Annotated in this window: 11 protein-coding genes and 1 pseudogene; 4 read left to right on the top strand and 8 right to left on the bottom strand. The window is 48.0% G+C overall.

Annotation, left to right across the window (positions count from 1 at the left end):
• Positions 1–11: 11 nt before the first annotated feature.
• The 8 genes from ACUUJN_RS11685 to ACUUJN_RS11650 all read right to left on the bottom strand — a co-directional run bounded on the left by ACUUJN_RS11685 (position 12) and on the right by ACUUJN_RS11650 (position 10,506).
• Complete coding sequence (locus tag ACUUJN_RS11685) at positions 12–767, bottom strand: LutC/YkgG family protein (RefSeq protein ID WP_484669748.1); 756 nt, start codon at positions 765–767, stop codon at positions 12–14.
• Entirely contained in the window at positions 760–2,280 is a 1,521-nt protein-coding gene (locus ACUUJN_RS11680; protein WP_484669658.1) for a LutB/LldF family L-lactate oxidation iron-sulfur protein, read from the bottom strand. Before ACUUJN_RS11680 ends, ACUUJN_RS11685 begins: the two co-directional genes overlap by 8 nt.
• Positions 2,277–3,005, bottom strand: a complete 729-nt coding sequence (locus tag ACUUJN_RS11675) for a (Fe-S)-binding protein (RefSeq protein ID WP_484669657.1) — start codon at positions 3,003–3,005, stop codon at positions 2,277–2,279. Before ACUUJN_RS11675 ends, ACUUJN_RS11680 begins: the two co-directional genes overlap by 4 nt.
• Positions 3,006–3,273: 268 nt before the next feature.
• The gene (locus ACUUJN_RS11670; RefSeq protein ID WP_023988422.1) at positions 3,274–4,032 is read right to left on the bottom strand and encodes a DeoR/GlpR family DNA-binding transcription regulator; all 759 of its coding nucleotides are present in this window, start codon (positions 4,030–4,032) and stop codon (positions 3,274–3,276) included.
• Positions 4,033–4,052: 20 nt separating this feature from the next.
• Positions 4,053–5,528 (bottom strand): rhamnulokinase, encoded by a 1,476-nt coding sequence (gene rhaB, locus ACUUJN_RS11665; protein WP_484669656.1) that lies wholly within the window; start codon positions 5,526–5,528, stop codon positions 4,053–4,055.
• On the bottom strand, positions 5,525–6,745 hold the full coding sequence (rhaI, locus tag ACUUJN_RS11660; RefSeq protein WP_484669655.1) for an L-rhamnose isomerase: 1,221 nt from the start codon (positions 6,743–6,745) through the stop codon (positions 5,525–5,527). The genes rhaB and rhaI overlap by 4 nt, the downstream gene beginning before the upstream one ends.
• 414 nt (positions 6,746–7,159) lie before the next feature.
• Complete coding sequence (locus ACUUJN_RS11655; RefSeq protein ID WP_484669654.1) at positions 7,160–9,229, bottom strand: bifunctional aldolase/short-chain dehydrogenase; 2,070 nt, start codon at positions 9,227–9,229, stop codon at positions 7,160–7,162.
• Between the two features lie 263 nt (positions 9,230–9,492).
• A complete protein-coding gene (locus ACUUJN_RS11650) occupies positions 9,493–10,506 on the bottom strand; it encodes an LLM class flavin-dependent oxidoreductase (RefSeq protein WP_484669653.1) in 1,014 nt (337 codons plus the stop codon).
• A 239-nt stretch (positions 10,507–10,745) separates the two neighbouring features.
• Here ACUUJN_RS11650 and ACUUJN_RS11645 point away from each other — a divergent pair, with 239 nt between their 5' ends.
• The 4 genes and pseudogenes from ACUUJN_RS11645 to ACUUJN_RS11630 all read left to right on the top strand — a co-directional run bounded on the left by ACUUJN_RS11645 (position 10,746) and on the right by ACUUJN_RS11630 (position 14,898).
• The gene (locus tag ACUUJN_RS11645) at positions 10,746–11,228 is read left to right on the top strand and encodes an Rrf2 family transcriptional regulator (protein WP_028542341.1); all 483 of its coding nucleotides are present in this window, start codon (positions 10,746–10,748) and stop codon (positions 11,226–11,228) included.
• A 31-nt stretch (positions 11,229–11,259) separates the two neighbouring features.
• Positions 11,260–12,141, top strand: coding sequence for an Hsp33 family molecular chaperone HslO (gene hslO / locus ACUUJN_RS11640; RefSeq protein WP_076294841.1), 882 nt, complete (start codon positions 11,260–11,262; stop codon positions 12,139–12,141).
• A 155-nt stretch (positions 12,142–12,296) separates the two neighbouring features.
• Positions 12,297–13,130 (top strand): class I SAM-dependent methyltransferase, encoded by an 834-nt coding sequence (locus tag ACUUJN_RS11635; RefSeq protein ID WP_484669652.1) that lies wholly within the window; start codon positions 12,297–12,299, stop codon positions 13,128–13,130.
• Positions 13,131–14,028: 898 nt separating this feature from the next.
• Positions 14,029–14,898, top strand: a pseudogene (locus ACUUJN_RS11630) (aminoglycoside 6-adenylyltransferase).

The following is a 14,898-nucleotide window of genomic DNA, read 5'->3' as shown; positions in this document are numbered from 1 at the left end:
CCATCTACAAACTAACCAATCAACAGTGTATAGACGATACCCGGTCCGTGTACACCGATCGTCAGATCATTTTCAATATCCGACGAGCGGCTCGGTCCAGTAATAAAATGAATGCCTGCGGGCAGTTGCTCACGCCCGGCTTTGTCAAAGCGGTTTAGAATTTCGCCCAGTCGTGTTCGCAAGCGCTCTACTGGCAGAAGAATGATCAGTGCAGTTGGCAAAAGGCTGACTGCACGGCCTTTCTCCGGCGAGGATAACACCGCTACCGAACCGGTGTAAGCAGCCGCTTCGTCGGCGATGACGATGCCAATATCCGCCTCAGCGGCGCGGGCCTTCCAATCCTCGACTGGATCGGTGTTCCACACCGATAAACGGACTTCCGGTAGCGCCAATTCCAGCTGGAGCGCATCCAGGTCCGGCTCATTCTGCCGGACGATATAGGCCGCTCCCAGCTCTCGCGCTTTGTGCGCGATCCAGTCTGCGGTCTGCTCCAAATCCGACAGACGCACGACATGCCCGCCAACACTTGTAAAGTTGGCGGTGAACTCCTCGATGCGCTGCTCCGCGCTCCATTCGAATTCGTGCCAAAATGCAGGTGCCCCGCGAAACGGCTGAACTGGCGGCTCCGTTTGTCGTGGACGCTTGAGCCGCGTCGCGATGTCGTCCATAAAGCGTACCTGCTTGGCACGGGATTCTGCTTCCATTTGATGAAGCCACGCTTCATGGACCGCTTTTGCTTGCGCAGAAGGATTACTCTGTTCACTCATGCTGCGTCCCTCCTTTACTTCTATCTGCCAAAATCTTCTCCATTCGACTGAGAACATCCGGCTGCATCACGTTGCGTTCCTGCTCCAGCTTATGCTCCAGCGTGTTCCATTGCTGACGGAAGGATTTTTTCGCCAAAGAGGGAGCCACACGGTACGTATTCCATCCCTTTAGGGGGCCCAGCTTTAGGGTAATTTCGCCCTTACGAACGACCGCTTTCTGAGCAATCTGCCCTAGCCGAATCGCCGCTGTGAATCGCTTCGAGCTGGAAACCACGGTCGCAAAACCTTTCATTCCTGCCGTTTCCAGCTTATCTCCTTGTCCGGCCTCTACCTTACGTCTACGCAAATATACCAGCATATCATGCAGCGGTATTTTGACCGGACAGGCTTCATAACACGCACCACACAGACTGGACGCACTCGCAATATCGTTCCACTCTTCGATGTTGCCATGAAGGGCAGGCGTAAGCACTGCACCGATAGGGCCACTATATGTCCCGCCGTACGCGTGCCCGCCAATGTGTCGGTACACCGGACAGGCATTCAGGCAAGCCCCACAGCGAATGCAATTCAGCAACTCTTGAAACTCGGGATTGCCTAGCTGTAGTGAACGTCCGTTATCTACGATGATGATGTGCATTTCGTCAGGCCCATCGGCATCTTGGCTGCGCCGAGGGCCTGAAATACCAGACATGTACATGGTCAGCTTCTGTCCAGTAGCGGATCGTGGCAGTAATGTAGCCATCACCTCCAAATCCGTCCAGGATGGAATAATCCGTTCCATGCCCATCAGCGTAATTTGCGTTTTGGGCAAAGTGGATACCATTCGTGCGTTGCCTTCATTTTCAAACAGGACCATGGAGCCTGTCTCGGCGATGGCAAAATTACACCCGGTCATGCCAATATCCGCTTCTAGAAACTTCTCACGCAGCTTTTTGCGGACAAAGCCCGCCAAAATCGTCGTATCCGCGGACAATTTCTCCCCTGCTTCTTTGGATAACAGCTCAGCAATCTGATAGCGGTTTTTGTGAATCGCCGGAATGACGATATGAGACGGGGGCTCTCCTGCCAGTTGAATAATATATTCACCGAGGTCACTTTCAATCGTCTCGATACCCGCACCCTCCAGCGCCTGATTCAAATGCAGCTCCTCCGACACCATCGACTTGGATTTGACGACGGAGCGGGCTTGGCTATGCGCAGCAATATCCAGTGTAATGCGTACGGCATCGGCTGCTGTATCGGCAAAATGAATATGCACCCCGTTGGCACGGGCATTTTCTACAAATAGATTTAAGTAATAGTCCAGATGGGCAATGGTATGCAGACGAATTTGACGGCCCCGTTCACGCCATTCCTCCCAATTTCCGTGCTGCTCTGAAGCCACCCGCTTGCCGTTGCGCAGCCGCTCCGTAGTGAAACGAACTGCATTCCGCAGAAAATCATCATTTAGGGCCAGCTCTGCGCGTTTTTTGACCTTTTGGTTCATGGAATGTGAGTGTACGGCGGTCATGCGTGCTTCACCCCTTCGTACAGCAGCTCAGCCAGATGCATCACCCGAACTGGCTCCTCCCGATACCGAAGATTTCCAGCAATGTTCATCAAGCAGGCCATATCTAGTCCGACCAATACCTCGGCTTCGGTCTCCCTGATGTGGTTCACTTTTTCAGTCACCATCGCTCCCGAAATATCCGGCATTTTCACCGCGAAAGTCCCGCCAAAGCCACAGCAGTCCTCAGCAAGGGGAAGTGGTACTAATTGCAGCCCCTTTACACTGCCAAGCAGCTTCATCGGTTCCTCCTTCACGCCGAGCAAACGTGTGCCATGGCAAGACGGATGGTAGGTTACCGTATGCGGAAAAGACGCGCCCACATCGGTCACGCCAAGCACCTGCACCATAAATTGCGTAAACTCATACGTCTTTTGCTCCAGCCTCCGTGCCGAATCGAGCCATTCGGGCTCATCCTTAAACAACTCCGGGTAATGATGAATCATATATGTGCACGAGCCGGAAGGAGATACGACAAAATCGCTGTCGTTAAACGCTTTCAAAATCGTTTTAGCCGCAACCCTCGTTTCATCCCAATAGCCGCTGTTATAGGATGGCTGTCCGCAGCATGTCTGTATCTTCGGAAAATCCAGCTGAACACCATATCTGACAAGCAAGCGTGCCATCGCTTCCCCCACCTTGGGATAAATCGCATCACTCAGGCAGGTAATAAATAAAGATACCTTCATACGGAACACCCTTCCGTCCATGGAATAGCTATTACTTTATAACTGAAAGGTTACCTATAGTGCCGCTGCGCAGTCAGATGGTGCTTCCCATCGCTGTTGCCCCCAGATTCTTTACTCAATGCTAAAAATCCGGGGGAAGTGATACTTTAGAAGCTTGCAGTGGGATTCTCACTTATAACTTTTTTACATCATCAAAGAATCCCACTGCAATAGCGATCGTAAGACCAAATGAAACGCAAAGCAGCCTTCACCTTGGAAACTCCCCGCTTCACACAACCGTAACTGGAATAGCCAGCTCCGCAAGTTGACTGCGAATCGGGTCCGACAACCGCGAATCCGTAATAATCTCGGATACCTGCGACAGGTTCACGACATGCGTAAACGCCTGTTGCCCAAATTTGCTCGCATCCGCCAGTAAAATCACACGGTCTGCAATGCTGACCATTTTCTGCTTCAAACGTGCTTGCAGTTCATTCGATTCACTAATACCGCGATCCAGATGAACCCCCTGGCTGGAGAAAAACAATTTATCCACATAATAGGTTTCTAGTGAACGCTCTGCGAGCGGGCCTACAAATGACAGCGAGCGTTGAAGCAACTGCCCCCCTGTCGAAATAACCTCGATTTTTTCCTTACCCGCCAGCTCTGTAGCTACCCGAATTGAATTTGTTAATATTGTCAAAGGAATATCCGGTAAACTTGACGCCATATACCAGGCGGTTGTGCTGGCATCCAGCAAAATACGATCATTCGGCTGAATCTGCTTGACCGCTTCCTCGGCAATCCTACGCTTTTCCTCTGCGTTCATAATTTCCCGTACCGCATAGGGCGTTTCAGGCTGCTCGTTTTTGACACTGACCGCTCCTCCATGCGAACGGCGCAGTCGTCCCGCCTGCTCCAGGCGGTCCAGATCACGGCGGATCGTTTCCTCCGTTACTTTGCACAACTCACTCAATTCGGACACCCGTATGCTTCCTTTTTCATTAACGAGCTGCACAATCATCTCATATCTTTCTGCGACCAGCATGGCAATCTCACTCCACATCTTTAATGTACAAAAAGTCCCGCCACCCGCCGGAATTGCCCGTAGGCATCCTCCCACGCTTCTGACTCGGCAGGTTCATATTCCTCCACGGAAATAGAATCCGCGATGATCCGGCGTGCTTCCCATATATCGGCGAACTTTCCCTGTGTCATCCATTGTACCGCAAGATTGCCGATTGCGCTCGCTTCTGCAGGTCCCGCCCACACTGGTTTTTGAATCGAATTGGCCGTCCATTGGCACAGCAAGCGATTTTGAATCCCTCCTCCGACCATATGCAAACCATTAAACCGTTGTCCTGACACCTGCTCCGTAAGCTCCAAAATGTAACGGTACTTTAACGCCAGACTCTCCAAAACACAGCGCGTGATTTCTCCCGGCGTCTCAGGCAATGGCTGCCCGGTGTTGCGGCAATATTGGCGAATACGTGTTTTCATATCCCCGGCGTGCAGAAACAGTTCATCGTCCGGGTCAATCAAAGAAGTGAATGCTGGAGCCTGTTCTGCCATATGAACCAGTTCGGGGAAGGAATAGGAGTATCCCTGCCGCTCCCATTCTCTGCGCGCCTCCTGTAAAATCCACAAGCCCATAATGTTTTTAAGCAGCCTGTAAGTTCGACCGACCCCACCTTCGTTCGTAAAATTAAAACGAAGCGTATCGTCATTGATTACAGGCTGTGCCGTTTCCGTTCCCATCAGGGACCATGTTCCGCAGCTCAAGTACGCAAACGAGTGCTCCAGCGCAGGCACGGCAGCCACAGCAGATCCCGTATCGTGCTCTGCTACTGCAATTACAGGAATCGCCCCAATACCCAGATCGGTCATGACCGACGAGCGGATAGTTCCTGCAACATTTCCTGGCTCCAGTACCTCACCAAACCAGGAACGGGGAATATTGATTCCAGACAAAAGCTCATCATCCCATTTTTGCTGCAACGGATTATATAATTGCGTGCTGGTCGCATTCGAAAACTCATTGTACATTTCACCTGTCAGAAAATACCGCAGCAGATCTGGAATCATCAAGAAATGCTTTGCCTGCTCCAGCAACGGTGAACTCGCATTTCGCATAGCAGCCAGCTGATAAATCGTATTAAACGTCAAAAACTGAATGCCTGTACGCTGAAAAATGAAGTCTTTTCCCAGCCGTCCCTGTACTTCTTCCATCACCCCGTGGGTGTGCCAATCCCGATAATGATAAGGGTTCCCCAGCAATTCTCCGGTTTTCCCAATCAATCCAAAATCGACCGCCCAGGAGTCAATCGCAAGACTGGACGGATTCACTCCCATATGCTTGGCTTTGAGCAATCCTTGCTGAACCTCGTGATACAGACGCAACAGATCCCAGTGCAGACGCTCCCCAACCTTGACCGGATCATTCGAAAAGCGATGAATTTCCTCCACCACTATACGTGAATCTGTCAATTCTCCGAGTAGAACCCTGCCGCTGCTTGCCCCCAAATCATAAGCGAGGATGCTCACCAGCTTGCACCACCCTGGCCTCTTTGCAAAATCTGCGTGCCATACTCAGACGCTAAATAGGCTTTCATCGGGTCTGCCGGTAACCCTTGCTCTTCACGGATCGCTCTGAGCAATGGTGCCACATCGAACTCAAACGCTTGGCGCACGGCATCCTCCGCACCCAGCACATCCTGGCGACTCGCCGCTTCCTCCACCTCTGCATGATTGATCAGAAGTGCCTTCGCATATTGAGTCTGCACATTCAGCACCGAGCGAATCATCGCCGGAATTTTGGGTTCAATATTGTGCGATTGGTCGATCAAATAAGCAATTTTATCGACGGTATGGCGAATATCCGCATCCGCATCCTGAGCCGCATTCAAAATCTGATAAAAAATCAAGAACAGTTCATACGGATTCGCGGAGCCCACGATCAGATCATCATCCGCATATTTGTAGCTATTAAAATGAAAACCACCTAATCGCTTCTCATCAATTAGAAACGCGACAATATGCTCCACGTTGGCTCCCGGCAGATGATGCCCTGTATCCACCAGCACCTGTGCCTGCGGCCCCAGCTTGGTTGCGAAATTGTACGCCATGCCCCAATCGGCAATATCCGTATGGTAAAAGGCTGGCTCGAACGCCTTGTATTCAATCAACATGCGCATGTCAGGAGTAAGCGCCTTATACATTTCACTGAGCGCTTCCAGCATCCAATTTTTCCGTTTGCGAATGTCTCCCTGACCGGGATAATTCGTTCCATCTGCGAACCATAAGCTAAAATCGTTAGAGCCCGTTTCCTTCGCAATATCCACGCATTCCAGCAAATGGTTGATGGCCTTGCGGCGGATGGCCGGGTCTACATTGGTGACACTGCCGAGCATGTAGTCCTCGTCTTGAAACAGATTGGGATTCACGGCCCCAATCTGTAGTCCCAAGCTTTCGGCATGACTGCGAAGCTTGCCGTAATTGTCTACTGTATCCCACGGAATGTGGATCGCAACGGATGGACATAGGCCTGTCACGGCATGAACTTGCGCGGCATCCTCCAACTTTTCGAACGGGTCACGCGGCACGCCTGTTTTCTGAAAGACTTTAAATCGTGTACCTGAGTCACCATATCCCCAGGATGGTGTTTCTATGCTAAGCGCTTTCAGCTTTGCCTTTACTTGCTCCAGGTCAATGCCCCGTTGTTGCTGTTGCTCCTCGAATAAGGCGTACGCTTTGTCACTCATCGTGGTTCCTCCTTGGAAAATGAAGTGAGTTACGGGAGGCCGCTTCGCGTGCGGATTGTTCTTCCGATCGCTGTTGCAACGGGATTTTTCATTTTATAACACATGATAAGGTTAAAATCCCGTTGCAAAGGCGAACACATCGTTTCTTCAGAACAATTCCGCCCGCTCTGCTGCTGACCACCCATAAAGTCACTTCTATTTTTAAAGTGTTAGTGTGTATATAAAGGATAAAAACACGTAAATACGTTATATAACTTATTTACGTGTTTTCAACTAATTAATAAGCCCTTCGAAACTATCGTCATGTGGCTTGGTTTAGTGAAATAGATTAGTACATTAAATTAGTTCATTATAATCCTAAGTGTTGAGCCGTTGAAATGAGTCTATCGCTTACATAGGTTCATTTTAATTCGGCTAGCGTGTAAATGCTGCGGGAACGCCACCGTCGATGGTCAGCATACAACCTGTCGTTTTCTCTGCCTTGGATGAGGCGAAAAAGGCAATGCCCTCGGCGATATCCTGCGGGTAAATGTTGACCAGCAGCGTCGTCCGTTTGCGGTAATGTTCCTCCAGCTGGTCGGGCTCAATCCCGTAGGCGGCAGCGCGCTCGTTGCGCCAATTGGAGTTCCAGATTGCCGAGCCTTGCAGAATGGCATCCGGCAAAATGGTGTTCACACGGATACCATATTCACCGCCTTCTGCGGCAATACAACGGGCTAAATGCGCTTCCAGCGCCTTGACCGAGCTGTAGGCTGTTACATTTTTTCCTGCGTAGACCGAGTTTTTGGAGCCGACGAACACCATGCTGCCGCCAAGTGTCTGCTCCTTCATGAGCTTGAACGCTTCTCGTGCAACCAGAAAATAACCCGTTCCCAGCACATTCACATTTAAATTCCATTCCTTTAACGATGTTTCATCGAACGGACTGGATGTAGCAAGGCCTGCATTGTTGACGATGGTATCTACACCGCCATAGGTCAATGCCGTTTCTGCATAGGCAGCCTGAATTTGCTCCTCCAGCGTCACATCCATTTTTACGGCGATGGCACGATTTTCTCCGTAGCTACTATTTATCTCTGCGGCTACCTTTTGCGCGCCTTCCAGATTCAGATCTGCCAGTACGACATGTGCGCCTTCATCCACCAAACGACGTGCGGTTGCACTGCCAATTCCGCCTGCACCGCCTGTAATGAACGCAATTTTACGGGAAAATTCAGCTTCTGCTGGCGCGAGTGACAGCTTATAAAGCTCCAGCGGCCAATATTCCACGTTATATGACTCGTTCTCGCTGAGTGAAACAAACTCTCCTAACGCCGTTGCTCCTCGCATGACAGCAATAGCCCGATGATACAAGGCGCCGCTTACCTGCGCGTTGCTCCAGCTTTTTCCTGTGTTGATCATACCAATACCCGGAATCAAAATTACACGTGGCGCAGCCTCAAACATAACATCTCCCTCATGTCGATTGCGCTCGAAATAAGCTTGATACTGCTCCTTATAGGCTGCTATACCCTCGGCAAGCTTAACTTTCAAGCCCTCTACATCCTCCACATCCGGTGTCCAATCTACATAGAGTGGCTTCATCTTGGTATGGACCAGATGATCCGGGCACGCAGCCCCGACCTGGGATAAAGCAGCAGAATCCCGGCCGTTCACAAACTCCAACACATCCTCCGCGTCATCAAAGGTGAGGATCATCTTTTTCTCATCACTGACTGCACCACGGACGGATGGCATGACCTGGGATGCAATGCTACGGCGTTCTTTATAAGTAAGCGCTTTATATTTTGTGCCTCCAAATGCCTGCTTTTCCTCTTGACGAGCTCTAATATAGCTTTCTGCTTCTTGAATGATTTCGATTGTTTTCGCATAAGCCGCTTCGGATGTCTCTCCCCACGTAACCAGACCATGCTTTTCCATCAATACCAATTCAGCTTGTGGATGATCGAGTACACCTTGGGCAATCATTTTCGATAGCTTAAAGCCAGGACGGATATAAGGCACCCATACAAAACGGTCACCGAAAATTTCCTTAGCGATTTCCTTGCCGTTGTGCGCACAGCACAAGCTAATAATCGCGTCCGGGTGTGTATGATCCACATGTCTAAAAGGCAGAAAAGCATGCAATAGCGTCTCAATTGAAGCCCGTGGATGCTTGGCATCTATCATACAGTTCGCCAAATATGCGACCATATCCTCGTCAGACATATCTTCCCTTTCAAATAAAGGACGAATATCCTCCATACGAAGCCCTGTGAAGTTATACGCTTTCATTGTTGCGAGATCGGAACCGCTGCCCTTAACGTACATCACTTCTACTTCACGCCCACGAAAATCTTGTATCATCGTTTTGGCCGAAGTGTTGCCGCCTCCCCAGTTGCACACACTCCTATCTGTGCCAATCAGGTTAGAACGGTATACGAGCTGTTCCAGCGTGCTTTTCTGCTCAGATGCTTGTGAAGAAATCCACAGACTTTGTACCATAGGAAAAAGACCTCCAAGTTTAGTTTTAGTTTTGAAAGGCTTTATTACAGTGGTTATTCTTTGTTTATGGAGACTATAACACTTTTGTTTTAATTTGAAAATAAGTAATACAAAAATAATCAAAAATAAATTTTAATTTTTACCCATCTATAAAACGGATATATTCATTGTAAAACGATTATTTCCACGCAGAAAATAAAGGCCATGTCAGAATCGGTTATAAGAACCTTTCTGGCACAGCCTCATTTGTTTAACTCATCTAATTACCCAACTATACGCATCATTTTGGCTAGCAGCTCGTACGAGCGCAGGCGCGCTTGATGGTCATATACCTGAGAGGTTGTAATCAGCTCATTGGCTCTCGTCTGGTCGATTATCAAATCCATCTTTTGCTTGACGGTGTCAGGACTGCCGATGGCTGAATACCCCAGCATATTACCACGAACCATCTCCTTCTCGTGCTCACTCCAAAGCTTTTCCATGTCATCCACTGGTGGCTTCAGTCCTCCGCTGTGCCCGCGCAGCACATTTAGAAACTGCTGTTCTTGTGAAGTAAAGAGCCATTTTGCTTCCTCATCAGAATCTGCAACAAGCACATTAACACCGACCATCACATATGGCTTATCCAGTGCTTTGGATGGCCGAAAATTGCGATGATACAACTCTAAAGCCTGTAACAAATGAGCCGGGGCAAAGTGGCTGGCGAACGCGAACGGCAACCCAAGCTGACCTGCCAGCTGTGCGCTGAATCCGCTTGATCCCAGTAACCAGATGGGAATGTCCAGCCCCTCTCCAGGAATCGCTCTTACTCCCGGAACGGCTCCGTTTAGCGCTGGATTCAGGTAAGAACGCAGCTCATTCAATTGCTCGGGGAAATCTTCCCCAGTACTGTGAAGCCCTCGCCGCAGTGCCCTCATCGCGGGTTGATCCGTGCCTGGAGCCCGGCCAAGTCCTAGATCAATTCGTCCCGGATAGAGCGACTCTAGGGTTCCAAACTGCTCTGCAATCATGAGTGGAGCATGGTTAGCCAGCATAATACCGCCTGAACCGACCCGAATCTTGTCTGTATGTGCAGCTACATGCCCGATGATCACGGACGTAGCCGCACTGGCGACCGCCTGCATGTTATGATGCTCCGTTAGCCAGTACCGATGGTACCCCCATTGTTCAGCATGCTGGGCAAGATCCACCGTGTCGCGGAAGGAATCGGCAGGAGTGCCGCCTTCAATGACAGGTGCAAGATCTAATATAGATAGTGCAACGTTACGCGTAGTCATGATATATAAACCCCCTGTCAAAATATTATTTTACATATTTCCCTCAACGTCTTAATTCTTTGACCCATCAATTGATACGTCAATTATGATAATGTGTTCCGTTATGAATTGCAAATGATTTAAATTTTTAGTTTTTATCAAAAAACAGTTTACTTTTATAATAAGCTCATCTATTATGCAATATATGTGGATAATGTTTATCCACATTAGCCTGGTTATAAATATTGAGGTGATTGCTAGTGCATATGAAAACAGGTGTCGAACAATCTGTCTACGCTCTTCTTCTACTCACGATGCTGCCGGACAAAGCCGTTTTACCTGGGGAGGCCATCAGCCAGCAGTTAGGTGCTTCACCTACTTATTTTCATAAACTGTTACGAAAATTGGTTAGTTCCGATTTGATTACTTCTGTACCTGGTGTCAAGGGCGGGTTCAAATTAAAGAAAAAACCTGAGGATATACGGGTATTTGATATTTATCTAGCGATTGAGGGACAACAAACCCTTTATTCTTCCAGTGGTATATACAACGAAATGCTTGAATTAAAGAAAGACGATGAGTGTTGTTTACTGGCAAATTTGATGGAAGAAGCGGAAGCCTCCTGGAAGGCCGTTCTGAAAAGAGAAACCATCGCGTCACTATCCGCTGACTTTTTTAAAGAAGGATATGATGACAAAATTACTTCTTTGGAGAACTGGATTCAGGAAAAAATGGTCTTGTAAAGAACTCTAATTAACAGAAAGGAATATGAACATGAACGATTATTTAGTAAAAGCTCTTGCCTACAACAATCAGGTACGGGCTTATGCCGTGAGAACAACGGAAACGGTAAGTGAAGCCCAACGGCGTCATTATACCTGGCCCACAGCATCGGCTGCATTGGGACGTTCTATGACGGTCGGCGTCATGCTGGGAGCCATGCTTAAAGATGAGGATAAACTGACGATCAGAATCAACGGTGGCGGACCTATCGGCACCATTCTTGTCGATACCAACTCCAAAGGTGAAGTTAGAGGTTATGTAAAAAATCCACAAACCCATTTTGAGCTTAATCAGATAGGGAAATTGGATGTCGCCAGAGCTGTAGGAACAGATGGAGCGCTAATTGTATCCAAAGATATCGGCTTAAAACACCCGTTTGTTGGACAGGTCCCTCTCATATCGGGTGAACTGGGCGAGGACTTCACATCTTATCTCGTCCAATCCGAACAAATTCCTTCTTCTGTGGGAGCGGGAGTTATTGTTAACCCGGATAACTCTATACAGGCGGCTGGAGGTTTTATTATTCAGCTGATGCCAGATACACCAGAAGAGGTTATCAGTTTTATCGAGAGACGTATTGAGAGCATTCCAAGCATCTCCGCAATGGTCATGGAAGGTCTTACACCAGAGCAGATTCTGGGTCAGATTTTAGGAGAAAGCAACATAAACATACTGGAAACCATGCCTGTACAATTTCATTGTCCCTGCTCAGAAGAGCGCGTTACCAATGCCATTATCAGCTTAGGGAATAAGGAAATAGAAGATATGATCCATACCGATGGAGAGGCTGAAGCTCATTGCCACTTTTGTAACGCACACTACCATCTTACCAAAGAAGATCTCAAGGGCATGCTGGAAACAAACATCATTTAAATATGGCTGTTCCCAAAAAGTAGGTTTAGCTACTGGGGAACAGCTTTTTTCTTTCCCAATGCTTCCGATGGTTTCTTAATCCTAAATACGGTAGACTTGTTCATGATGTAAGTGATAATGTTATATTATTCCAATCACTTGAGATGAGGTGCGCTATGCTTGAAAAAGATACGCATGAAATTCTGGCTTATTATGATGGCGGTGCAGAAATAGGCAGGTTAGAGCGAGGCATAGGAAAAATAGAACTGGAAAGATCAAAAGAAATCATTTCACGTTATCTCAGGGAGTCTACTCATGTTATTTACGATATCGGCGGCGGTGTAGGGGTCTACTCTTCGTGGCTGGCGGAGCTGGGATACGAAGTTCATCTATTTGATCTATCTTCCCAAGCCATTGAATTCGCTCGTCAGCAGCAACTGAATAAACCCATCATCAGCAAGCTGGAAACCGCGGATGCCAGAAATCTTGATCGTAAAGATGAAAGCGCGGACATCGTGCTATTGATGGGACCTTTATATCATTTAACGGAACAGAAGGAACGAGTAAAAGCACTGCAAGAAGCAGCGCGTGTCTTAAAAAAAGGTGGAACGCTGATTACTTCAGCTATTTTCAGGTTTGGCTCGCTACTGTGGGGGCTATCGGTGTACGGTGAGTGCAATACCATTGTGGAGGAAGATGCGTTCATGGATATGGTCAGACAGGAGCTAACAGATGGTCAGCATGTGCGCCCTGCTGCTTATCCCTCTTTTCTCACACGCTCCTACTTCCACACACCGGATGCCTTGCGCGCAGACTGGCAGGCGGCTGGATTGCCGAAGCCTCGTGTACTGGGCGTGGAAGGACCCGTCTGGATTGCACCCGGATTTGAGGAAAAGTGGGTGCTTCCTTCCCATCGCAGCCGTTTGCTAGATATATCACGGCAGGTCGAAGAGCAGGAATCCGTAATCGGTATGAGCCCGCATATGCTTGCGGTAGGTACCAAGTCTTAAAACTCAGCACCTCTACAATTACGGTCAGATGCCGCTGCTTTAATAGTTCACGATCTATTGCTACGATATCCTCTCCAAGCGGGTTAGCTATACCGTCCAAATGCTGAGTAAACGTCATTCGTCCACTCTTCATAGGCCGTAAATCCTTCATCACGGTTTCAAGAGCAGCTTCCCACTTCTCATCTGTCGGGTAATATAGCACGTAGTCTAATTCTCCTTTGGATGCCAGTTGAGGTAATAGGATTTCTTGAAGCAACATGTTGATTTCTTTTAAAAAGGCTTTATTGTCCGGACTTCCTCCCAGAAAAATGCCTTGGGGGTTGCTCAATACAGCGGTATCCCCATTATTAGATAAAAAAATTCTACCCGGTATGGTGCCGCTAATAACACCTTGAATCGATATGTGATGCTTCATTGTAATAAAAAGACCGAATGCCTTATAAAAATAAGATTCCGCGAGTTCTATTCCTTTAATCATGTGATGAGCACACATCTGTCCGATTTGCCTCCCATAAGCCTATGAGAGATTCTTTCTTATTCATTTAAATACATAAACCTCTCATAAGCTTTTTGATTTGTTTGTTCGTATTCAAACATCATCACTCCTTTAAACGTATTAGAGGATTAGGCTCTAAGATGGTCTGTACTTGATGCCTCGCTTCATTATGGATAAAACATACAATTCGGTCAAGTGTACTTCTGGTAATGAAGAAGGCCTCGGCAGCACAATTGAATGGCTTCTGTGTATAGGCTATTGTAAGGATAGGAGACTTTTCCCAGATAAAAGAACTTACAGGAGGTTGTTTTCCTTGATGATCCTTGAGCTAGTGGCCATTATTTCTATTGCTCCCTTGTCCACGTTTTTCTCCTTTAGATACCGCTTGTGGAGACAACTATTATGAGAAGTGAACATGAAATGCTTCATACCATTCTCCATCTTGCTCAAGAGGACGAACGGGTACGTGCCGTGATTCTGAATGGTTCACGCGCCAATCCACATGCTCCACGGGACATTTTTCAGGATTATGATATCGTCTTTCTCGTATCCTCCATGGACAGCTTTATTCAGGAACGTCGCTGGATCAACCATTTTGGTGAATTGATCATTATGCAGACGCCCGATGAGCATATGGAACCTACTCCGATGCCCCGTGATCGTTTTGCTTTTCTCATGTTATTTACGGACGGCAATCGCATAGATCTTACTCTCTATCCTACAGAAAACATCGCCAATTGGACCCGAGACAGCTTAAGTGTACTGCTGCTGGATAAAGACGGGCTTGTGCAGCCTTTCCCACCGCCAAGTCTTCAAGATTATAAGACGATACCCCCAACCGCCTAAGCCTATGCGGATTCCTGCAACGAGTTCTGGTGGGTCAGTACTTATGTGGCTAAAGGATTATGGCGACAAGAGCTGCCCTATGCTAAATTTATGCTGGATCGGCCTGTTAGAGATGCGCTCCACTTGATGTTGGAATGGCATATTGGTATACGAACAGACTTCGCGGCAGATCCGGGTAAGCAGGGAAAATATTTCGAGAACCACCTTGAGCCTGAACAATGGACAGCCTACATCCAAACGTTTGCGGATGCAGATTATGAACATATGTGGCAGTCTCTTTTTATCATGGGAAATTTATTTAGAGAAGTTGCCTTGGAAGTAGCGAACCATTATGGTTACGAATATCCGACTCTGGACGATCAACGTGTTACGAACTATCTCCATCACGTAAAAGCTCTCCCAGCAGATGCTAAGGACATTTATTGA

The organism is Paenibacillus sp. LRG-1, assembly GCF_057220305.1.
Note: the sequence above shows the minus strand (reverse complement) of the source record. Positions and strands in the feature narration are given on the sequence as shown.